We start from the raw sequence: 21,606 nt of genomic DNA on the forward strand, positions 1-21,606 counted from the left end.
AGTTGTCTCCTTCGGTTCCACCAGACGTAAGAAAATCTCATCGGCTGATTTTCCAATGAGGTCCGCAACTTGCTTACGAGAAGCCTCCAAAATACGTGTCGCAGACGTTCCTAATTGGTGCAAGCTAGAAGGATTCCCAAAAATTTTCGTGGCCACTTCTTGGTAGGTTCTAAGAGCCTCTGGATAGGGCATAGTTGTGGCTGAATTATCAAAATAAATCATGTTTTTTCCTCGAATAATAGTTACTCCCTATTATAGCATAATTTTTTTAGCATTTTTTGCGAGAAAATCATATAATAGAGAGTACGAAATAATTTTTTAGGAGAGCATCATGTCTGAAAATTACTCACGCCGTAATCATTCATCAAAAGAAGAAAAAAATCTGCGCTAAAGGTAACTGAACACGTTACAAAAGGCTTCACTGCCTTCCAAAAAGTCCTTACTGCTGTCGGGACAATCTTGTCAATCATTGTCGCTTATATCACTATCATGAATTTCACATCATCTAATAAAGATAAAGATACATCTGATTCTTCAGCAAATCAATCAACTGTAGTCATCAAAGAAGGTAACAATAAGACCCAAGATTCAAGCGCTGCCTCATCTAGCTATGGTAATGCGACTGACTCAGAAACAGAAACAAGCAGCCAAGCTGGTAATAACACTTATTCTTCATCAGCAGATACAACAACTGGTGGAAATACAACTACTTCTTCATCAGCAGCCACTGCAGACACAACTACTGGCAATGCGACAACTGGTGGTGCAACAACTGGTGGTGCAACAACTGGTGGCGCTGCTTCCAACTAAAACATTTGAAAGGCTAGGAGTTTCCTGCCTTTTTCTATAATCCTATGAACTATACAGAAACCATAAATTTCATTCACTCTTTTAAAGGTAATGGTCGTCGTCCCAAGCTTGAGCGTATGCGCTGGCTTTTGGAGCAAGCTGGAAATCCTCAAATGCACTATCCAACAGTCCATATCGTCGGAACCAACGGTAAGGGATCAACAACCAGTTACTTACAACATATCCTAAGTAAGGCAGGCTATCAAGTCGGAACCTTTACTTCTCCTTACATTACTCGATTTAACGAGCGTATTAGTATTAATGGCACAGAGATCCCTGATAAGGACCTGATTGCTATTGTTGAGAAAGCTCAAGTTTTTCTCAATGATTTAGAACATAACACTTATTTTGACCGACCAACGGAATTTGAGTTGGTCACCCTACTCATGTTTCTCTACTTTGATTTGAAACAGGTTGATATTGCTATCATCGAAGCCGGAATTGGTGGCCGTCTTGATTCGACCAATGTGCTTTCACCAGAGCTTGTCATCTGTACTTCGATTGGCTTTGACCACACTGAAACTTTAGGTAATAGTCTTAAGGAAATTGCTGAGCATAAAGCTGGTGTCATGCAAAAAAATACCCCTACCTTACTAGGTCGTGTTCCTGAAGAAGTTGAACAGCTCTTTAGACAAAAATCACATGAATGTAAGGCTCCTTTGGCTGTTATTGATAGGGAAATCCAGCTCATTCATGCATCCAATCAAGCTCTTCAAGTTTCTTATGGTAAGTGGCAGAGTTCAAAACTTAAGCTCTCCATGCTAGGACAGCATCAAGAAAATAATGCTGGTTTAGCCGTCACTGCTGCCCATCTATTGACTCAAATATTTCCTAAGATTACCGATAAGAGTATCCAAGAAGGCATCGAAGAGACGCATTGGCCTGGTCGCAGTGAGTGGATTGGAAATAACATTTACCTAGATGGCGCCCATAATCCTCAAGGTATTGCCAGTTTAAAACAGGTACTAAAAGATAACTTCGCCAATCGTAAGGTCCACATCCTCTTTGCAGGACTTAGGCGGAAGCCTCTAGCAGACTTACTAGAGGAGCTGAAAGCTTATGATATAACGGTAACTAGCTTTGACTTTTTTGAAGCACTGCCCTTGGATGACTATCCTCAACACTTCAAACAGGCGACCGACTATAAAGACTGGCTAATCCAAGCTGATTCAGCGAGTCCTGATGATTTATTTGTCATTACTGGGTCCCTTTACTTTATCTCAGAAGTCAGAAATTATTTGATTAATGAAAAAAAGGCCTAATGCCTTTTTTTATTTAGACAAGTTATTTGCTACACACAAAGTGTGGGCTGCTATTTGAGCACAAAGAAAAGCCTGAAACTCTTGGTATTCAGACCTCACTTATTTATCTCATCGTTACAAATTCTTCTGAACCGGTTGGATGAATGGTTTCCATAGCCAAAAAGGCTATGGAAATTCGCAAGGGACTTCCTTGCGATCACTTTCAATTGAGGCCATTCAGCCATAAAGAAAAGCCTATCCATTTAAGTAGACAGACTTTACCTTTTTATCTCATCGTTACAAATTCTTCTGATCCGGTTGGATGAATGGCAACCGTATTATCAAAATCAGCCTTAGTTGCTCCCATCTTAATAGCCACAGAGAAGCCTTGAATCATCTCGTCGACACCGTAGCCAATGCCATGAAGACCGATGATTTTTTCATTCTCACCAAGTGTTACTAATTTCATAGTTGACGGCTGACGATTGTTTGCAAGAGCTGTATACATTGGAGTGAAACTAGATTTATAGACCTTGATATTCTCCGCACCATATTTAGCGATTGCTTTTTCCTCAGTCAAACCAACAGAACCAATGACTGGGTGGCTAAAGACCACAGTAGCAACATCTGTATAATCAAGCTTAGCATCAGCTTTATTGTTGAAGAGTCGCTCTGACAATTGACGTCCCGCCTTGATTGCAACTGGCGTCAAATCTAGTTTACCAGTCACATCACCAAGGGCGTAGATACCAGGAACTGATGTATTTTCAAAGGCGTCTGAATAAATGTTACCTCGTTCAGTCAACTCAACGCCCGTCTTTTCAAGACCAAAGCCAGAGGTATTGGCTGCACGACCAATAGCCCAAATGAGGCAATCAACAGTTACTGTTTCTCCATTGTCAAAGCTAATGGTCAAAGAATCGTCAGCATTTTTCACTACTTCTGTAGCATTAGCATGCGTGTGAAGGGTCGGACCTGATTTAGCCATCTCATCGACTAAGACATCGATAATATCCTTGTCAAAGGTACGTAATGGGCGATCCTTACGCACAAAGAGATGCGTATCACTGCCAAGAGCATTGAGAACACCAGCAACCTCAACGGCGATATAGCCACCACCGATAACAGCTGTACGTTTTGGTACCTCATCTAACTCAAAGAAACCATCTGAAGTAATCCCATATTCACTACCTGGAATATTTGGATAAAGGGCATGTCCACCTGTTGCAATAAGGATATGTGGCGCTGTATAACGCTCCCCAGCTACTTCAACTGTATGAGGGTCAACAAATTTTGCATACTCGTATACACGTTCAACGCCATTACTATCAAAACCACGCTCATAAGAACCATGGATACGGTCGATATAAGCCTGACGATTGGCCTTAAGGGTCGCAAAATCAAACTTATTAAGCGTCACATCAAAGCCATATTCACCCGCATAGCGGTGAAGAGTCTCAGCAACCTGAGCACCATACCACATGACCTTTTTAGGTACACAGCCCACATTGACGCAGGTACCGCCGACCTCTTTTCCTTCAAAAAGAATAACCTTAGCGCCGTGCATAGCAGCACGATTAGCACTGGCAATCCCGCCAGAGCCACCACCGATGACAATATAATCGTATTCTTTTACCATAATTTACCTCTTATATTTCTTTATGGAGCATATGAGCTTCTAGATAAGCCTTGTAAGCCATTTCTGGTTTTACTTTATCATAAATTAAATATCCTGACAAAAATCCGCTACGACACAAAAAACAACCCCGTACTCAACGAGATTGTTTTATCATATCTTATTTATCAAGTGGTTTGCGGAGGAATCCGAAAAGGATACCTGATACCACAGCACCAATCAAGATGAAGAGAAGGTAGAGAAGGGCATTTGAAGTGAGGGCAATAACGAAGATACCTCCGTGTGGTGCCATCAATTTGATTCCTGCCATACCTACGAGAGCACCTGTAAGAGCTGAACCGACGATAAAGCTTGGGATAGCGCGTGCTGGGTCAGCTGCGCCGAATGGAATCGCACCTTCAGTGATGAATGAAAGTCCCATAACAATGTTTGTTAAACCAGAGTTGCGTTCTTCTTCAGTGAATTTATCTTTAAACAAGAGTGTTGCCACAAATACTGCCAATGGAGGAACCATACCAGCCGCCATAACTGCCGCCATAACAACTGAACCACCTGAAGTTACTGTTGCTGCGAGAGTACCTGTACCAAAGACATAAGCCGCTTTATTGACTGGTCCACCCATATCCACTGCCATCATACCACCGACAAGGAGACCAAGAAGCACTGCTGAGCTACCTGACAAGCTTGACAAGAAGTTATTAAGACCAGTATTGATTGCTGCCATCGGAATATTTACTGCCAACATCAAGAAACCTGTAGCAAATACACCAAGAAGTGGCAAGAGCAAGATTGAACGGATTCCTTCAAGAGCACGTGGAATACCTGCCAAGAATTTACGAAGAACGAGGATAACACCACCTGCAAGGAAACCACCAACAAGGGCTCCAAGGAAACCTGAAGATACACCAGCAAGGGCAAGGGTTGCTTTACCTCCTGAAGCAAATGGAACACCACCAAAAGCTGCACCACTTGAAGCAATAGCACCAGCTACGAAACCTGAAACCAAACCTGGTTTTTCGGCAATAGAGTAAGCAATGTAACCTGCAAGTACTGGAAGCATGAATCCAAAGGCCGCACCACCAATTGCTTTGAATTGAGCAGCAATTTCATGGTAAGAACCAAGTTGTGACAATTGATCTTTAGGAACACCCATGATTTGGTCAAGCAAGAAGGCAAGGGCAATCATGATACCACCACCAATAACGAATGGAAGCATTTGTGATACCCCACTCATCAAGTGTTTGTAGAAGGCACCACCAAGACTCAATTTCTCACTTGATTCTTGAGCAGCTCCAGCATTTTCAGCATGGAAGACTTCAGCTTTACCATCCAAGATGTTTTGGATTAATTATTGAGGTTGACGAATACCCGCAGCAACCGGTTTAGAAATCAATTTCTTACCGTCAAAACGTGCTGTTTCAACTGCCTTGTCCGCTGCTACGATAACACCTACAGCCTTACTGATTTCTTCAGCAGTCAATGGTGTTCCAACACCTGAAGCACCGTTAGTTTCAACACGAACATTGACTCCCATTTCTTCACCTGTTTTAATCAGTGATTCTTCAGCCATGTAAGTGTGCGCAATACCAGTTGTACAAGCTGTTACGGCTACGATAAGGGGTTTATCGCTTGAAGCTGCTTCCTTAACAGCTTGTGCTTTCTTAGCTTCCTCAGCCTGTGCTTCTTCTTCACCAGTATTAAAAGCAGCAATGACTTCATCTGGAGAAGTCACCTTACGCAAACGAACTGCAAAACCATCTTGCATAAGGTATTTTGACAACTCAGCAAGGGCTGCCAAGTGAGTGTCATTTGCTCCCTCTGGAGCTGCAATCATAAAGAAGAGGTCAGTCGGTTGACCATCAAGTGATTCGTAATCTACACCTTTATTAGATTTAGCAAAAAGTACTGTTGCTTCTTTGACTGCAGCATTTTTACTGTGTGGCATAGCGATTCCATCACCCAAACCAGTTGATGTTTGTGCTTCACGAGCCATAATACCTGCTTTGAAAACATCAAAGTCGGTCACAACACCATTGTCAACCAGGCTGTTAATCATTTCATCGATAACAGCTTCTTTTGTAGTTGCTTGAAGGTCAAGCAACATTACTTTTTGTTCAGTAAATCCTGAATTTTCATAGTTTTTCTACCTCTACTTTATTGTATGTTTCTTTAATAAATTCAATTGTCGCCAAGTCATCTGAGAAGGCTGTAGACGTACCACACGCCACTCCCCATTTAAGCGCCTCAATTGGGTCACCTGATTTAACAAACTCACCAGTGAAACCAGCAACCATTGAGTCACCCGCACCAACAGAGTTTTTAACTGTCCCCTTAATTGGTTTGGCAAAGTAAGCAGCCTCTGGTGTAACAAGGAGTGCCCCATCACCAGCCATTGAGATGATAACATTCTGCGCCCCCTTAGCCAGGATTTCACGTGCATATTTTTCAACATCAGAAATACCATTAAGTTTGACATTGAAAATAGCTTCAAGCTCATGATTATTTGGTTTAACCAAGAGTGGTTGGTGAGCCAATGAATCAAGAAGCGTTTGTCCCTCAAAGTCACAAACCACCTGAGCACCAGTTTCACGAACCAGTGGAATCAATTTGTTATAGACCTTGTTTCCAAGATTGCTTGGTGCAGAACCAGCAAAGACAACCACATCATCTGCAGTGATACTTGAAAGGATTGCCTCCAATTCAGCCAACTGTTCTTCTGTGATAATTGGACCCGTTCCATTAATTTCAGTTTCTTGATCGGCCTTAATTTTAACGTTGATACGTGTATCTTGGTCGACGGCTACAAACTTAGTTTTAATACCTTCAGCATCCAAACCATCTGTTACAAAACGGCCTGTAAAACCACCGATGAAGCCCGTAGCGGTATTATCAGTGCCTAAACGTTGTAGAATACGACTAACGTTAATTCCCTTACCACCAGCGAATTTATCATCACTGTCCATACGGTTAACTTCACCAATCTCTACTTTATCAATACGAACAATGAAGTCGATGGATGGATTTAGCGTTACAGTATAAATCATACTTCAATAACCCTCGTTTTCTTTTTAATTCTTTCAGGAGCTCTTCTTCCGAAGCGTTTGTGATTATAGTGACCTTCTCAACCTCCGCTACCTTTGCATAGGTAATCTGACCAAGTTTCGAAGCATCGGCTAAAACGTAAGCTTTTCGTGCATTAGCAATCACTGTCCGTTTAATGACTGCCTCCTCCATGTCAGGTGTTGTAAAATAATTGGCATCAACACCATTAGCGCCAATGAAGGCACAGTCAAAATTCAGTTGTCTGATTTGCTCCTGAGCAGTGCTCCCTATGGAAGCATCTGTAGAGTGCTTAACCTTCCCACCAATAATTCTGGTGCTAATACCAAAATCTACCAGCTTAACTGCATGATGGATAGAATTAGTCACAACCGTCACCTGACGATTGAGCAAATGAGGAATCAACAGTTCATTCGTTGTACTAGCCTCAAGAAAGACGACATCACCTTCCTTAATTAAATCAGCAGCATAGTTAGCTAATTGTGACTTTTCTTGAACATTTCTGATGGCTTTCTGACTGTTGGCAATTTCTTCCTTAAGACCTCTAAGGCTTTCAGCGCCACCATGAACACGTTTCAGTTGACCATCTGCCGCTAACTCATCCAAATCACGACGAATCGTTGACTCAGAAGTATCACTTAATAAAACGGTCAAATTTTCTAAAGTGACAAAACCATCTTGTTTCAATTGAGACAAGATAATCTGCTTACGTTCAGACTTTATCATAATCTCTCCTTCTGCAATCGTTTACATGTTCTATTATACAAAATTTTTAATACTTGTCAACAAAAACGGTCATAAAAGTTCAAAACATTCCATATACACTCACCATTCTATCAAAATGACGCATTCTACCAAGAATCGTCACACATTTCAACTAGGTAGACATTGCTTAACCTGACAAAACAAAAAAGCCCTACGGCTTTCTTGTCCTATTTGGCATAGTCAATCGCACGGAATTCACGAATGACAGTAACCTTAATATTTCCTGGATAATCCAAGTTTTTCTCAATTTGTTCACGCACCTTGTGAGACAAGATAGTGACCTCATCATCTGAAATTTTATTTGGATGAACCATGATACGAATTTCACGACCTGCTTGAAGGGCAAAGCTAGTTTGCACACCCTCAAAGCTTGATGCAATTTCTTCCAAATTACGAAGACGTTTGACATAATTCTCAACAGACTCATTACGAGCACCTGGACGAGCAGAACTCAATGCATCCGCAGCAGCTACTAGGACCGCAATAACACTTTCTGGTTCCACATCTCCATGGTGACTGGCAATAGCGTTAACAACCACTGGATGTTCTTTATATTTACGAGCGAACTCAGCACCAATTTCTACGTGACTACCTTCAACTTCTTTGTCAATAGCTTTCCCCATATCATGGAGGAAACCAGCACGACGAGCAAGGGCAACATTTTCACCCAATTCGCCCGCCATAATCCCGGCCAATTTACCAACTTCAACCGAGTGACGAAGAACATTTTGACCATATGATGTACGGAACTGCAAACGTCCCATAATCTTGATCAAGTCAGGATGAAGATTCATGGCACCAATTTCATAAGCCGCTTCTTCACCATATTCACGAATACGATTATCCATTTCCTGGCGATTCTTCTCAACCAACTCCTCAATACGAGCTGGATGAATACGACCGTCTTTAATCAAAGCTTCAAGAGTCATGCGTGCAATCTCACGACGGACTGGATCAAAGCCAGAAAGAACAACTACTTCTGGCGTGTCATCAATAATGACGTCAATACCAGTCAGGCTCTCAAGGGTACGAATGTTACGACCCTCACGTCCAATAATACGGCCTTTCATATTGTCATCTGGGAGATGAACAGTCGTTACTGTTTGCTCAGTAACATAATCTCCAGACAAACGTTGCATGGCTTGCGCTAACAGATTCTTGGCCTTTTTATCAACAGTATCTTTGACCTGTGCTTCTGCATCTTTAATACGTGTTGCAATCTCATGAGTTAAGTTATTCTCAGTCTCTGTTAAGATTACCTCACGCGCCTCTGCAATGGTCATTTGACCAACACGTTCAAGTTCTGCCTGCTTCTCAGCCTCCAACTGAGTCACATTCTCTTCACGCTCATTCAGATGTTTAGATTTGTCAGCAAGACTATGCTCTTTCTTCTCGAGGGCAAGTTCTTTATTTGATAGATTTTCATCCTTACGATCAAGACTAGTAGCACGTTCTGTTAAACGATTTTCCATTTGCTTAAGCTCTTGACGCTCAGATTTAAATTCTTTTTCAATATCTTCTCGATATTTTCTAGCTTCCTCTTTTGCTTCTAGCAAGAACTCTTTACGTTGAGCCTTGCTATCACGTTCAGCTGTAACACGCAGATGATCTGCATCGTGTTCAGCCTGACTACGAAGGTTGACAGCATCTTGCTCTGCTTTTAGCAAAGTAGTTTCTGCCTGTTCCTTAGCCTTGCTAAGTTTGATAGAAATTGCTAAATATCCAACGACTAAACCAATGAGTGCAAAGACAACTAAAATTATCATGTTTAACATGTCTTTACCTCAACTTTTCTAAGGTTCCCCTAAAGAAAACCGTCTTCTAGTGTACCATATTTACAGCTAATTCTCAAATAAATACTAGAACTTTAAACTGATTTTATGGTATGATAGCTCTATTAGAATAGGGAGGTATTACCATGCCAAAAGACGTAACTGTTGAAAGTTTCGAACTTGATCACACGATTGTAAAGGCACCTTACGTTCGTCTTATTTCAGAAGAAGTCGGACCTAAAGGAGATATTATCACAAACTTTGATATCCGTTTAATTCAACCAAACGAAAACAGTATTGATACCGGCGGTCTTCACACCATCGAACACCTACTTGCTAAACTAATTCGTCAACGTATTGATGGACTCATTGATTGTTCACCATTTGGTTGTCGTACTGGTTTTCACATGATTATGTGGGGCAAACAAGACCCTACAGAAATTGCTAAAGTTATCAAGTCTAGTCTTGAAGCTATTGCAAATGATGTCACTTGGGAAGATGTTCCAGGAACTACCATTGAATCTTGTGGAAACTACAAGGATCACAGCCTTCATTCAGCTAAAGAATGGGCTAAACTTATCCTTGAACAAGGAATCTCAGACCAAGCCTTTGAACGTCATATCGTTTAAAAAACATTGGGACAGATATCCCAATGTTTTTTTAATATTTTCTAAAACGTTGATAACGTGCCTCAAGCAATTCCTCAGTTGACAATTGACTCAATTCTTTCAACTCATCGACAATTGCTGTCTTGACTGCTTCAAGAATTTCACTAGTGAAGTAACCACGTTCTGGAATAATTTTATCAATAATTCCCATATTAAGCAGCTCGCTTGAAGTAATCTTCATTAATTCTGCTGCTTCTTCTGCACGTGAACCATCTTTCCAGAGAATTGTCGCAAACCCTTCTGGACTCAAAATAGAGTAAATGGTATTTTCCAGCATCCAAACCTTATCAGCCACTGCCAAAGCAAGAGCTCCTCCGGAACCACCTTCACCAATAATAATGGCAATAATTGGAACTTTAAGGTCACTCATCTCCATAAGGTTACGAGCTATCGCCTCACCTTGTCCACGCTCCTCTGCACCAACACCAGGATATGCACCTGCCGTATTGATAAAAGTAACGACTGGACGACCAAACTTTTCAGCCTGCTTCATAAGACGAAGGGCCTTACGATAGCCCTCTGGATGGGGCTGACCAAAGTTTCGACTTAGATTATCTTGTAGGTTCTTACCTTTTTGAATACCCACTACAGTTACGGCTTGGCCATTTAAGCGACCAATACCACCGATAACGGCACCATCATCACGGAAGTTACGATCACCATGCAGTTCGATAAAATCATCAAAAATCCCTTGGGCAAAGTCCAAAGCAGTCAAACGGCCTCGATCACGCGCTTCTTTTAAAATACGTGTTACGTCGCTCATTGAACACCTCCATGGAATGATAAGAGTGTGGCAATAGTATCAGCCAACTCTGTACGTTTGACAATAGCATCAACAAATCCATGTTCTTTAAGGAACTCAGACTTTTGAAAACCATCTGGCAAAGTCTCACGTACAGTATTTTCAATCACTCGACGACCCGCAAAACCAATTAAGGTTTGTGGCTCAGCCAAGATAATATCACCTTCCATAGCAAAACTTGCTGTAACCCCACCAGTTGTCGGATCTGTCAACACAGTTAAGTAAAGAAGACCAGCATTCGAATGACGTTTTACCGCTGCTGAAATCTTAGCCATTTGCATCAAGCTCATGATTCCTTCTTGCATACGGGCACCACCAGATGCTGTAAAGATAACAACTGGCAATTTTTCTTCAATGGCATGCTCAAAAAGTCTTGTGATTTTTTCACCAACTACAGTTCCCATTGATGCCATGATAAAGTGAGAATCCATGATTGCTAAGGCAGTCTTTTGACCCTTGATGGTCGCAACACCAGTCACAACGGCTTCATCAAGTCCTGTTTTTTCCTTGGTTGCTGCCAATTTCTCCATATAGCCTGGAAAATTCAATGGATTTTCAGTTTTAATGCCTGTAAACAGTTCTTGGAAAGAACCTTCATCAACTGTTAAATCCAGACGTTCCTTTGCTGAGATACGGAAAGTATAAGAACAATTTGGACAAATCTTAGCTTGTCCCAAGTCTTTTTGATAAATAGCCTGTTTACATCCAGGACATTTGGCAAAAAGCTCATCTGGAACTTCTGGCACTTGGTGATCAACCCCATTACGTACAGAACGGTTAGGATTGATCCGAATATACTTTTCTTTTCGATCAAATAATCCCATAAGTCCTATTCCTCACGATTCTGATAAGCTGGCAAGAAAGTCTCCATCAAGAAGGAAGTATCATAATCCCCAGCAATAACGCTACGGTCTGAGATCAAATCCAACTGGAAGTCAGCATTAGTCATTACACCATCAATTTCAAGCTCGTAAAGAGCACGTTGCATCTTCATGAGTGCTTCAAAACGGTTTGCTCCATGAACAATAATCTTGGCAATCATTGAGTCATAGTAAGGTGGGATAGTGTAGCCAGGATATACGGCACTATCAACACGAAGTCCAACACCACCACTTGGTAAGTAAAGATTACTAATTTTACCTGGGCTTGGTGCAAAATTAAACTTAGGATTCTCTGCATTGATACGACACTCAATAGCATGTCCCTTGATTTTAATATCATCTTGGGTTACAGATAATTTCTCACCCGCAGCTACACAAATTTGTTCTTTGACGATATCCACACCACTAACAAATTCTGTGACCGGGTGCTCAACTTGAACACGGGTATTCATTTCCATGAAGTAGAACTGACCTGTTTTTTCATCAAGAAGAAACTCAATTGTACCCGCATTTTCATAATTAACCGCCTTAGCAGCACGGGCAGCCGCAGACCCAATTTCATGACGAAGGGTTTTACCAATGGCAACTGAAGGTGATTCTTCCAAAACTTTTTGGTTATTACGTTGAAGAGAACAGTCACGCTCACCTAGGTGGACGATGTTACCATAGCTATCCCCCAAAATTTGAACCTCAATGTGACGGGCTGGGTAGATAACTTTTTCGATATACATTGCCCCATTACCAAAGGCAGCCTTAGCTTCTTGGGACGCCGATTCAAAAGCAGGAGCCAACTCTTCCTCAGTGCTGACTTTACGAATTCCCTTACCGCCACCACCAGCAGAAGCCTTAAGCATTACTGGGTAACCAAGGCGATTGGCAACTTCTAGAGCTTCTTCAGCTGTAAAGACTTCACCATCTGAACCAGGAATAACGGGAACATTAGCTTTTATCATCTCTGCACGAGCATTGATTTTGTCACCCATCTTGTCCATCACTTCACCTGACGGTCCGATGAACTTGATGTTCATTTCTTCACAGAGAGTAGAAAATTTAGAGTTTTCACTCAAAAATCCAAACCCTGGGTGAATAGCTTGTGCACCTGTTACAATAGCCGCAGACAAGACACGGTTCATATTTAAGTAAGATTCAGTGGATCTCGCTGGTCCAATACAAATAGCTTCATCTGCCAAAATCGTATGAAGAGAATCCTTATCAGCTTCTGAATAGACAGCAACCGTCTGTATTCCCAATTCACGTGCTGCGCGGATAATACGAACGGCAATTTCACCACGATTAGCAATCAATAATTTTTAAACATAAAACAAGATAACATCAGACATCTTTTGGAAGTCTGTGTTTATTTCCTTTCTATGTGATAGGCCAATATCTAAAGAAAAATCCTTTCCGACTGTCGCCAGAAGGATTTTCACCAAACATTAGCTTCCAATAGCAAAAGTCAAAGTCCCTGATGCAGCCAGTTTACCATCGACTTCAGCCTTAGCTTCGACAACAGCGATTGTTCCACGACGTTTAACAAACTTAGCTGTCATTACAAGTTGATCTCCAGGAACAACTTGTTTTTAAATTTAACCTTATCCATACCTGCGTAAAAGACTAATTTGCCTTTATTCTCAGGTTTTGACAATTCAAGAACACCAGCAGTTTGTGCGAGTGCTTCCATGATGAGAACACCTGGCATAACTGGGTATTGAGGAAAATGTCCATTGAAGAAAGGTTCATTGATAGTTACATTTTTAATAGCTGTGATTTCATCTTCTGAAACTTCTAGAACACGGTCAACCAAAAGCATTGGATAACGGTGAGGTAAAGCTTCACGAATTGCATTAATATCAATTGTCATTTGATGCGTACCAATCCTTTTCCGTAGTCAACAACTTCTTCGTTTGTTACCAAGATTTCAGTGATAACACCATCTTTAGGTGCTGGCACTTCATTCATGACCTTCATTGCTTCAACGATAAGAAGGGTTTGACCTTTCTTAACAGTATCACCAACTGAAATAAAGGCTGGTTTATCAGGAGCTGATGACAAGTAAGCTACACCTACTAGAGGGCTCTCCACCACGTCCCCTTCTGCAGCTGACGCTGGTGCTACAACATCTTCCACTGATGCTGAAGCTGTTTCAACAGCTGGAGCAGGAGCCACTGCTGGTGCAGCTGGAGCTTGAGGAGCAGGCGCAACCACTTCAACTGTAGGAGCTACAGGAGCTCCCACCACTGAACTTGTTTGGTTCTTACTCAAGCTCAATTCTTCACCATTATTCTTATATGAGAATTCACGTAAAGTTGAGGCATCAAATTGAGCCAACAAATCTTTAATTTCAGAAATATTCATAGATTAGTCCTCCCAACGTTTGAAGGCAAGAACCGCATTGTGTCCACCAAAACCAAAAGTATTTGAGATGGCATACTTGATATCAGCTTCTTGACCTTCACCGTAGACAACATTCGCTTCAATGTAATCAGACAATTCTTTGGTACCAGCAGTTTTTGGTACATAGCTGTGACGAATGGCTTCGATTGTTGCAATCGCTTCAACGGCACCAGCAGCACCAAGCAAGTGTCCTGTAAATGATTTAGTAGATGAAACTGGGACTTCTTTACCAAGTACAGAAACGATGGCACCACTTTCACCTTTTTCATTGGCAGGTGTTGATGTCCCATGCGCATTGACATAATCAACATCTTCAGGCTTGATACCAGCTTCATTGATAGCCAATTTAATGGCTTTAGCCGCACCTGAACCGTCTGGTGTTGGTGTTGTCATATGGTAGGCATCACAGTTTGATCCGTAACCAACAATCTCAGCCAAGATATTAGCGCCACGTTTTTGCGCATGTTCCAGGCTTTCAATAACGAGAACTCCAGCACCTTCACCCATAACAAAACCATTACGGTCTTTATCAAATGGAATTGAAGAACGTTCTGGATCTTCTGTTGTTGAAAGAGCTGTAAGAGCGTTAAAACCACCAATACCAATCTTAGTGATTGAAGCTTCAGCACCACCAGCCAAGACAACATCGTGCAAACCAAATTTAATTTCACGGAAGGCCTCACCAATAGCGTCATTGGCAGAAGCACAAGCAGTTGTTACTGATTTACATACCCCTTGAGCACCAATCTTAAGAGCAATGTTACCTGCCCCCATGTTTGAAAGAGCTTTAGGGATAAACATTGGCTTGATGCGTTTCATACCACGTTCATGCATACGGATAATTTGATCTTCAAGCTCTTGCAAACCACCAATACCAGATGACACAATAACACCAACACGATCACGATTTTCTTCTTCCATGTTAAGTCCTGAGTTCTCTAGGGCATCCATAGCAGCGTAGATTGCATAAAGTGAGTAAGTATCCATACGATTCGTATCTTTTTTCACAAAATATTTATCGAATGGGAAATCTTGAATCTCACCAGCATTAAAAACTGGGATTTCGGAGGCATCAAACTTAGTAATTGGTTTGATACCGATTTTACCGTCATGAAGACTGTTCCAAAATTCTTCTGGTGTATTACCGATTGGTGAGGTTACACCGTAACCTGTAACAACAACACGATTTGTAGACATATATATTCTCCTTTTGTCGGATGGATATTCAAATAAATAATTCTTGATAATTGACAAGCAATTATTGCATAGTCATACCACCATCAATAGCGATAGTTTGACCTGTGAGATACTCTTGGCTAGCCAAGAAAGCTGCGACTTCAGCAACTTCTTCTGCTTGACCAATACGTTTCATTGGTACTTGAGCAATCATAGCGTCTTTCATTTTTCTGGAATCGCATCAGTCATATCTGACTCAATGAAACCAGGAGCAATAGCATTAACACGAACGCCACGAGCCGCAACTTCACGAGCCACTGATTTTGTGAAACCAATCAAACCTGCTTTTGAAGCTGCGTAATTAGCTTGACCAACATTTCCCATGAGACCTACAACAGATGACATATTGATAATAGCACCTTGACGGGCCTTAGACATAGGTTTCAAAACGGCTTGCGTCATATTGAAAGCACCAGTCAAGTTGATTTTTAAAACACGTTCAAAATCTTCTTCAGTCATCTTAAGCATAAGCTTATCATTGGTGATACCAGCATTATTTACTAAAACATCAATGCTACCAAGCTTTTCAGTAGCCTCTGCAACCATACGTTTGGCATCTTCGCCATTAGAAATATCACCTGAGATACCAATAACTGTTACACCATAGTCCGCAAATTGTGCCAATAACTCATCAGAAATTTCTGAACGTCCATTCAAGACAACATTAGCACCTAGACTCGCAAATTTGTGCGCCACGGCTAATCCAATTCCACGTGTTGAACCCGTTACAAAAACATTTTTATTCTTAAGTTCCATGTTTACCTCGTTTTAAGCATTAAGAAGGGCCTCAAGGCTCGCTTGATCTTCCACATTATGAGTTGGTAGACTTTTGTCAATTTTTTTCAAGAAGCCTGACAAGACTTTCCCAGGACCAATCTCAATCACTTCATCAACCCCAAATTTTTGGATTGTCGCAATTGAATCGTAAAATCGTACAGGTTCCATGACCTGACGTGCCAAAAGCGCTTTGATTTCTTCTGACTTCATAATTTTAGCTTCAGTATTACCTACCAAAGGAAGTTTAAAGTCATTGAAGGACACTTTCTCAAGTTCTTCCGCTAGATTTTGGCTAGCTGACTTAAGTAAAGCTGTGTGGAATGGTCCTGAAACCTTAAGAGGAATCAGACGTTTAGCACCAGCTTCTTTAAGTAATTCCACAGCATAATCAACTGCCTCAACTTCACCACCAATAACAATTTGTGCTGGAGTATTATAGTTAGCAGGAGTCACCACACCCTTTTCAGAAGCTTTTTGACAAATCTCTTCAATCAAACTAGGGTCTGTATTCATGACAGCAACCATTTTTCCACTTCCAGCTGGAGCTGCAGTTTCCATGAATTCACCACGTTTAGCAACCAAGGCTACTGCATCTTCAAATGAAAGGGCACCAGCCGCCACTAGGGCAGAATATTCCCCAAGAGAAAGGCCGGCAACAATATCAGGAGTGATACCATTTTCTGCCAAGAGACGATAAATAGCTACTGACGTTGTCAAAATAGCTGGCTGTGTGTAACGTGTTTGATTAAGCTTTTCTTCGTTAGAATCAATCAATTCACGCAAATCATAACCTAAAATACGACTAGCTGTATCAAATGTTTCTTTGACAATTGGATAAGTCGCATACAAATCGCTTGCCATACCCAATTTCTGAGCTCCTTGACCAGCAAATAAGAACGCACGTTTTGTCACTATCCTAATCCTTTCGACGTTTTTAGACGTTTACATCTGCCCAACGAGCAGCTTCTTCTTTAATTACCTTAGCAGCACCTGTGTACAAATCTTCCAAGATTTCTGCACAAGTTTCTTCTTTACGAACAAGACCTGCAATTTGTCCAGCCATAACTGAACCATATTCCACATCTCCATCAACAACGGCATTACGAAGTGCACCTGCACCAAGCTCTTCAATTTCCTCTTGAGTTTTCTTACCAGCCAAGAAATCTTTTTCAGCCTGATTGTACTCTGTAGCCAATTTATTCTTAATCGCACGAACTGGGTGTCCCACAACAGAGGCAGAGATAACAGTGTCAATGTCTTTAGCCTTCAAAATCTTATCTTTGAAGTTTTGGTGTGCATTAGATTCCTTGGCAACAACAAAACGTGTTCCAACTTGAACAGCATCCGCACCCAACATAAGTACCGCTGCCATACCATGACCATCGGCAACACCACCAGCACCAATTACAGGAATTGAAACTGCGTCTGCGACCTGACGAACCAAGGTCATAGTTGTTAATTTACCAATATGACCACCAGCTTCCATACCTTCTGCAACAACGGCATCAGCGCCTAGTTTTTCCATACGTTTAGCAAGTGCCACTGATGGAATAACTGGAATAACTGTGATACCCGCTTCATGGAGACGTTCCATATATTTACCTGGGTTTCCTGCACCAGTTGTAACAACTTTTACACCCTCTTCAATAACAAGGTCAACGATGTCATCTGCAAATGGTGACAAAAGCATAATATTAACACCAAATGGTTTGTCAGTAATTGATTTTACTTTATCAATATTAGCTTTTACCACTTCTTTAGGGGCATTACCACCACCAATAATTCCGAGTCCACCAGCATTTGAAACGGCTCCAGCCAAGTCACCATCGGCAACCCAGGCCATACCACCTTGGAAGATTGGATATTTAATTCCTAACAGTTCTGTAATACGAGATTTCATTTTTCACCTTTTTTCGATTTTCTAATCAAATAAATAGTTTAATAATCAAAGTAATTGTATAAACAAAGGAGAATATCCCTAATAAGAATATTCTCTATGCCCTGCTTATTTAGTTTTTCTTCTACGTAAGCAACAAGGTCACCAACAGTGTTAAGACCTTCTTCAGTTTCGATTTGGATATCGAATTCGTCTTCGATTTCTGAGATAACTTGGAATACGTCAAGAGAGTCAGCATCAAGTTCGTCAAAAGTAGTTTCCAATTTTACTTCTTCTGCATCTTTCCCGAGTTCTTCAACGATGATTTCTTGTACTTTTTCAAATACTGCCATTTTACATTCTCCTTTAAGATAAATATATTTCTTATAATCTATGCTGGTGCATAATTTATATAACTAGATTTTAACAATAAGACTGCCCCATGTCAAACCCCCACCAAAACCTGATAGTAGAATTGTTTGACCGCTGCCTAATTTAAGGGTCCCATTTGCTACGTTCTCAGAAAGCAAAATCGGGATACTTGCCGCACTGGTATTACCATAAGACATCATGTTTGCCAAAAATTTGTCACGACTAACATCAATTTTCTTAGCCATAATATCTAAAATACGAATATTGGCTTGATGAAGAAGGAAGTAATCCGGTTCACCTTTTTCTTCAACCAATGTTTTGATGCTCTTTGAAACAGTCTTCACTGCAAAGTCAAAAATTGCTTTTCCATCCATTTTCATGTACGGGTTAGACTGTTCAGTTTGAGCAGAATAAGGTGAGATTACCGCCGAAGCTCCTGACTCCAGACCACCCTTGCTACCATCGGTATTTAGGGACTCTCCAAAGAAATGTTCTTCATCAGATTCTTCTAGGAGGACACCTCCTGCGCCATCACCAAAGAGAACAGCTGTAGTACGATCAGACCAATCCAAAGTTTTGGAAAGAACCTCTGCTCCAATAACGAGACCCTTTTTGTAAACACCCGAACGAATCAATTTTTCAGCAGTTGCCAAAGCAAAGACAAAACCACTACAAGCTGCAGTAATATCAAAGGCAAAAGCATTGACCGCTCCGATTATTCCTTGAACACGCGCTGCCACCGATGGCATCGAACTATCTGGTGAAATCGTTGCAACTAAAACAAAGTCCAAATCTTCAGGAGATACTCCTGACTTTTCTAATAGCTGTTGAGCAACATGGGTAGCCAAATCACTCGTATTCTCGGTCAATGAGATGCGACGTTCTTGGATACCTGTGCGTGTGCGAATCCACTCATCACTGGTATCCATGATTTTTGATAGGTCATCATTGGTCACGACCTGAGCAGGTGCATAATGGGCAACCTGACTAATTTTTGCAAATGCCATTATTTCAACTCCTCAAGAAAGGCGTGGAGATTTTCCAATCCCTTGCTCATAACCTTCAATTCCTCGTCATTAAAGCCATCTGTAATCTTCATCACCATTGACTTATGGAAACGACGATGAAGACGGTATACTAGACGACCCTTTTTAGAAAGTGACAAATGAACCACACGTCGGTCAACAGATGAACGCGTACGGATAATATACCCTTTCTTTTCTAGTTTATTGAGAGAAGTTGTCACAGTACCTAGAGTTAGCATAAGTTCTTTAGCCACAGCACTCGGTGTTGTATCTGGATGTGTACCGATCACATCAATGGTATGCATTTCCTTGAGGGAAACATCATTAAATTTTGAATTTTTCAAACTTGCTTCTTCGATAATAACCACGTTATTAAAAATATCAACAAGATAGCCATCAATTTTATCGTAATTCACACCAGACTCCTTTCAATAAACTTTGACTTTCAAATTATATCAGACTCAAACTAATTTAGCAAGTCGAATTAGAAAACCTTAGTTTTAATTTCAGAAAATGAGTTTATTTTCCTTGAAACTTCGGACGACGACGTTCACTATAAGCACGAACACCTTCCTTGAAATCTTCTGTAAATGCAAGTGATTTCTGCAAATCAAGCTCTAACTTGGCATAATTTTCCCAACCTGCAAATTCAGATTCCCAAACCATTTCTTTAATTGCCTTAAATGAGTTTACTGAAGAACGATTTAATTTCTTAATTAATTGGCTGACAGTTTTTTCAAGTTTTTCTGATTCAACAACTTTATAAGCAATTCCCCAATCTAAAGCTTTGTCAGCAGACACAGGTTCTCCAGTCATCGTAATTTGAGTAGCACGGTTAATACCGATTGAACGTGTCAAAAGGTAGAGACCTCCAGCGTCAGGTGCCAAACCAACACCTACAAAAGCTTGGATAAATTTAGCTTTATCAGATGCAATCGTAAAGTCTGCTGCAACAGCTAAGTTAGCTGCAGCACCTGCACATGGTCCATCAACTACCATGATGACTGGCTTAGGCAATTTTTTAAGAGCAAAAGAAATTTCATTTACCTGCTCAGCAATACGAACCAAAGATTGGACATCATCTACGGCAACCGCTTTTTGCATTTGATCAAGATCACCACCAACAGAAAAGACCTTTCCGTTAGCCTTAATAACCAAGAACTTCACTGAGACATCCTGACCAGCTTCCTCAATGGCAGCCATAATTTCATCACAAACAGGGATATTAAACCCATTTTGAACTTCTGGACGATTGAGCGTCAAAGTTGCCACTCCCTCTTCGACACTATAAAGAATTGTTTCGTAAGCCATTTTTAGCATTCCTCCGATAACTAGTTCCTATATAAAAACCGCATGTTATTTGACTTTTTTGTCATATTTTATTTGATGAATAGATAATTTGATAATCAAATCATTCACCATTATTTTCTAGTATACCATAGTCAACATAAAGGTCAACATAAACTTAAGTTTTTTGGTTAATATACCAAAAAACCGAGCATTAAAACTCGGTGCTTTCTTTCACTTCAATAAATCTAAAACATCTTTAAGACTGTCTAATAAGCCATTTGCATCTTCTTGATTCATGCCGAAACGATTATCTTTAATCGCCCAAACCTCAACACCTGCAGCAACCCCAGCAGCAATTCCCTTTTCACTATCCTCGATAATGAGAGCTTTATTAGCTTCCACCCCTAATTGCTTCAATGCGGTTAAATAAATCTCCGGATTGGGTTTACTTTCTTTGAATTCTTCTCCAGAGAGCACCACATCAAAGAAACCTTGCAAATGGTTTTCCTCCAAAGCTCTTAGGATATCTGCTTTTACTGAGCTAGAGGCTAAACCGATTTTTAACCCTCGAGATTTGACTTCATTCAAAACCTTTAAAACATCAGGAAAAATCAATTTTTTATAAGGTAGGGGATGATTTTTCTTATAAGCATTGTACTCTTCCTGTAAGGTTGAGACATCCCATTTATCATAATCATCTCTTAAAATATTTTCCCAAACCCGTTTGGTGTTACCTCCTATAAAGAAAGATGGAGGTAAATGGTCTATAGATATTCCCTTTTGGTTTAAAAAGCTAGCTCGTCGATCATAATAATACTTTTCCGTGTCAAAAAGGACACCATCCATATCAAAAATAATTGCCTCAACCACTGGAGTTTCTCCTTTTTATTTTATTGTACCATAATCAAAGTAAATCTTACTGGCTTTAAAAACAATGTGACAAATTGTCAGAATTTTGCTAT

General features: G+C 40.7%; 18 protein-coding genes and 5 pseudogenes. 3 read left to right on the top strand and 20 right to left on the bottom strand.

What is annotated here, in order from left to right; all coding sequences use genetic code 11:
• Positions 1-222: pseudogene (locus tag HSISS2_RS06495) on the bottom strand (aminotransferase class V-fold PLP-dependent enzyme); the annotation flags it as partial.
• A 109-nt stretch (positions 223-331) separates the two neighbouring features.
• On the opposite strand from HSISS2_RS06495, the pseudogene HSISS2_RS06500 reads away from it, so the two are divergent.
• Together HSISS2_RS06500 and HSISS2_RS06505 are read left to right on the top strand one after the other, a co-directional pair.
• Positions 332-810: pseudogene (locus tag HSISS2_RS06500) on the top strand (DUF6556 family protein).
• Between the two features lie 44 nt (positions 811-854).
• Positions 855-2,111, top strand: a complete 1,257-nt coding sequence (locus HSISS2_RS06505) for a folylpolyglutamate synthase/dihydrofolate synthase family protein (protein ID WP_021145981.1) — start codon at positions 855-857, stop codon at positions 2,109-2,111.
• A gap of 265 nt (positions 2,112-2,376) precedes the next feature.
• Here the strand turns inward: HSISS2_RS06505 and gorA are convergent, their stop codons facing one another.
• The 5 genes and pseudogenes from gorA to HSISS2_RS06530 all read right to left on the bottom strand — a co-directional run bounded on the left by gorA (position 2,377) and on the right by HSISS2_RS06530 (position 9,326).
• Complete coding sequence (gorA, locus tag HSISS2_RS06510; protein ID WP_021145982.1) at positions 2,377-3,729, bottom strand: glutathione-disulfide reductase; 1,353 nt, start codon at positions 3,727-3,729, stop codon at positions 2,377-2,379.
• A gap of 157 nt (positions 3,730-3,886) precedes the next feature.
• A pseudogene (locus HSISS2_RS06515) lies at positions 3,887-5,862 on the bottom strand (fructose-specific PTS transporter subunit EIIC).
• Positions 5,859-6,770 (bottom strand): 1-phosphofructokinase, encoded by a 912-nt coding sequence (gene pfkB / locus HSISS2_RS06520; protein ID WP_042767049.1) that lies wholly within the window; start codon positions 6,768-6,770, stop codon positions 5,859-5,861. Before pfkB ends, HSISS2_RS06515 begins: the two are co-directional and overlap by 4 nt.
• Positions 6,718-7,512, bottom strand: a complete 795-nt coding sequence (locus HSISS2_RS06525; protein ID WP_021145986.1) for a DeoR/GlpR family DNA-binding transcription regulator — start codon at positions 7,510-7,512, stop codon at positions 6,718-6,720. The genes pfkB and HSISS2_RS06525 overlap by 53 nt, the downstream gene beginning before the upstream one ends.
• Before the next feature lie 206 nt (positions 7,513-7,718).
• Positions 7,719-9,326 (bottom strand): ribonuclease Y, encoded by a 1,608-nt coding sequence (locus HSISS2_RS06530; protein ID WP_021145987.1) that lies wholly within the window; start codon positions 9,324-9,326, stop codon positions 7,719-7,721.
• A gap of 143 nt (positions 9,327-9,469) precedes the next feature.
• On the opposite strand from HSISS2_RS06530, the gene HSISS2_RS06535 reads away from it, so the two are divergent.
• Positions 9,470-9,952, top strand: a complete 483-nt coding sequence (locus HSISS2_RS06535) for an S-ribosylhomocysteine lyase (RefSeq protein ID WP_008533857.1) — start codon at positions 9,470-9,472, stop codon at positions 9,950-9,952.
• A 31-nt stretch (positions 9,953-9,983) separates the two neighbouring features.
• On the opposite strand, the gene HSISS2_RS06540 is transcribed toward HSISS2_RS06535, so the two are convergent.
• The 14 genes and pseudogenes from HSISS2_RS06540 to HSISS2_RS06605 all read right to left on the bottom strand — a co-directional run bounded on the left by HSISS2_RS06540 (position 9,984) and on the right by HSISS2_RS06605 (position 21,514).
• On the bottom strand, positions 9,984-10,754 hold the full coding sequence (locus HSISS2_RS06540; RefSeq protein WP_021145988.1) for an acetyl-CoA carboxylase carboxyl transferase subunit alpha: 771 nt from the start codon (positions 10,752-10,754) through the stop codon (positions 9,984-9,986).
• On the bottom strand, positions 10,751-11,617 hold the full coding sequence (accD, locus tag HSISS2_RS06545) for an acetyl-CoA carboxylase, carboxyltransferase subunit beta (RefSeq protein ID WP_004184012.1): 867 nt from the start codon (positions 11,615-11,617) through the stop codon (positions 10,751-10,753). Before accD ends, HSISS2_RS06540 begins: the two co-directional genes overlap by 4 nt.
• Before the next feature lie 5 nt (positions 11,618-11,622).
• Complete coding sequence (gene accC / locus HSISS2_RS06550) at positions 11,623-12,978, bottom strand: acetyl-CoA carboxylase biotin carboxylase subunit (RefSeq protein ID WP_021145989.1); 1,356 nt, start codon at positions 12,976-12,978, stop codon at positions 11,623-11,625.
• Between the two features lie 132 nt (positions 12,979-13,110).
• A pseudogene (fabZ, locus tag HSISS2_RS06555) lies at positions 13,111-13,535 on the bottom strand (3-hydroxyacyl-ACP dehydratase FabZ).
• On the bottom strand, positions 13,532-14,029 hold the full coding sequence (gene accB, locus HSISS2_RS06560) for an acetyl-CoA carboxylase biotin carboxyl carrier protein (RefSeq protein ID WP_021145992.1): 498 nt from the start codon (positions 14,027-14,029) through the stop codon (positions 13,532-13,534). Before accB ends, fabZ begins: the two are co-directional and overlap by 4 nt.
• A gap of 3 nt (positions 14,030-14,032) precedes the next feature.
• Positions 14,033-15,265, bottom strand: a complete 1,233-nt coding sequence (fabF, locus tag HSISS2_RS06565; protein WP_004184026.1) for a beta-ketoacyl-ACP synthase II — start codon at positions 15,263-15,265, stop codon at positions 14,033-14,035.
• 61 nt (positions 15,266-15,326) lie between these two features.
• Positions 15,327-16,060 (bottom strand): annotated as a pseudogene (fabG, locus tag HSISS2_RS06570) (3-oxoacyl-[acyl-carrier-protein] reductase).
• A 12-nt stretch (positions 16,061-16,072) separates the two neighbouring features.
• Positions 16,073-16,993: an ACP S-malonyltransferase gene (gene fabD, locus HSISS2_RS06575; RefSeq protein ID WP_042767051.1), complete on the bottom strand. Its 921-nt coding sequence runs from the start codon at positions 16,991-16,993 to the stop codon at positions 16,073-16,075.
• Positions 16,994-17,015: 22 nt separating this feature from the next.
• On the bottom strand, positions 17,016-17,981 hold the full coding sequence (gene fabK / locus HSISS2_RS06580) for an enoyl-[acyl-carrier-protein] reductase FabK (RefSeq protein WP_004184032.1): 966 nt from the start codon (positions 17,979-17,981) through the stop codon (positions 17,016-17,018).
• A 38-nt stretch (positions 17,982-18,019) separates the two neighbouring features.
• Positions 18,020-18,310 carry an acyl carrier protein gene (locus HSISS2_RS06585; RefSeq protein ID WP_021145996.1) on the bottom strand — a complete coding sequence of 97 codons (291 nt, stop codon included), beginning with the start codon at positions 18,308-18,310 and terminating at the stop codon, positions 18,020-18,022.
• 63 nt (positions 18,311-18,373) lie between these two features.
• Entirely contained in the window at positions 18,374-19,336 is a 963-nt protein-coding gene (locus HSISS2_RS06590) for a beta-ketoacyl-ACP synthase III (RefSeq protein ID WP_021145997.1), read from the bottom strand.
• Positions 19,336-19,770 carry a MarR family winged helix-turn-helix transcriptional regulator gene (locus tag HSISS2_RS06595; protein WP_004184037.1) on the bottom strand — a complete coding sequence of 145 codons (435 nt, stop codon included), beginning with the start codon at positions 19,768-19,770 and terminating at the stop codon, positions 19,336-19,338. Before HSISS2_RS06595 ends, HSISS2_RS06590 begins: the two co-directional genes overlap by 1 nt.
• A gap of 103 nt (positions 19,771-19,873) precedes the next feature.
• On the bottom strand, positions 19,874-20,665 hold the full coding sequence (locus tag HSISS2_RS06600) for an enoyl-CoA hydratase (RefSeq protein WP_021145998.1): 792 nt from the start codon (positions 20,663-20,665) through the stop codon (positions 19,874-19,876).
• Between the two features lie 210 nt (positions 20,666-20,875).
• A complete protein-coding gene (locus HSISS2_RS06605) occupies positions 20,876-21,514 on the bottom strand; it encodes an HAD family phosphatase (RefSeq protein WP_021145999.1) in 639 nt (212 codons plus the stop codon).
• Positions 21,515-21,606 lie beyond the last annotated feature (92 nt).

Origin of the sequence: Streptococcus sp. HSISS2, from assembly GCF_000448665.1 — a bacterium.
GTDB lineage: Bacteria > Bacillota > Bacilli > Lactobacillales > Streptococcaceae > Streptococcus > Streptococcus raffinosi.

Coding starts and splice junctions, on each gene's coding strand:
- HSISS2_RS06505 (WP_021145981.1), top strand. CDS start 855: ATGAACTATACAGAAACCATAAATTTCATTCACTCTTTTAAAGGTAAT.
- gorA (WP_021145982.1), bottom strand. CDS start 3,729: ATGGTAAAAGAATACGATTATATTGTCATCGGTGGTGGCTCTGGCGGG.
- pfkB (WP_042767049.1), bottom strand. CDS start 6,770: ATGATTTATACTGTAACGCTAAATCCATCCATCGACTTCATTGTTCGT.
- HSISS2_RS06525 (WP_021145986.1), bottom strand. CDS start 7,512: ATGATAAAGTCTGAACGTAAGCAGATTATCTTGTCTCAATTGAAACAA.
- HSISS2_RS06530 (WP_021145987.1), bottom strand. CDS start 9,326: ATGTTAAACATGATAATTTTAGTTGTCTTTGCACTCATTGGTTTAGTC.
- HSISS2_RS06535 (WP_008533857.1), top strand. CDS start 9,470: ATGCCAAAAGACGTAACTGTTGAAAGTTTCGAACTTGATCACACGATT.
- HSISS2_RS06540 (WP_021145988.1), bottom strand. CDS start 10,754: ATGAGCGACGTAACACGTATTTTAAAAGAAGCGCGTGATCGAGGCCGT.
- accD (WP_004184012.1), bottom strand. CDS start 11,617: ATGGGATTATTTGATCGAAAAGAAAAGTATATTCGGATCAATCCTAAC.
- accB (WP_021145992.1), bottom strand. CDS start 14,029: ATGAATATTTCTGAAATTAAAGATTTGTTGGCTCAATTTGATGCCTCA.
- fabF (WP_004184026.1), bottom strand. CDS start 15,265: ATGTCTACAAATCGTGTTGTTGTTACAGGTTACGGTGTAACCTCACCA.
- fabK (WP_004184032.1), bottom strand. CDS start 17,981: ATGAAATCTCGTATTACAGAACTGTTAGGAATTAAATATCCAATCTTC.
- HSISS2_RS06585 (WP_021145996.1), bottom strand. CDS start 18,310: ATGGCAGTATTTGAAAAAGTACAAGAAATCATCGTTGAAGAACTCGGG.
- HSISS2_RS06590 (WP_021145997.1), bottom strand. CDS start 19,336: ATGGCATTTGCAAAAATTAGTCAGGTTGCCCATTATGCACCTGCTCAG.
- HSISS2_RS06600 (WP_021145998.1), bottom strand. CDS start 20,665: ATGGCTTACGAAACAATTCTTTATAGTGTCGAAGAGGGAGTGGCAACT.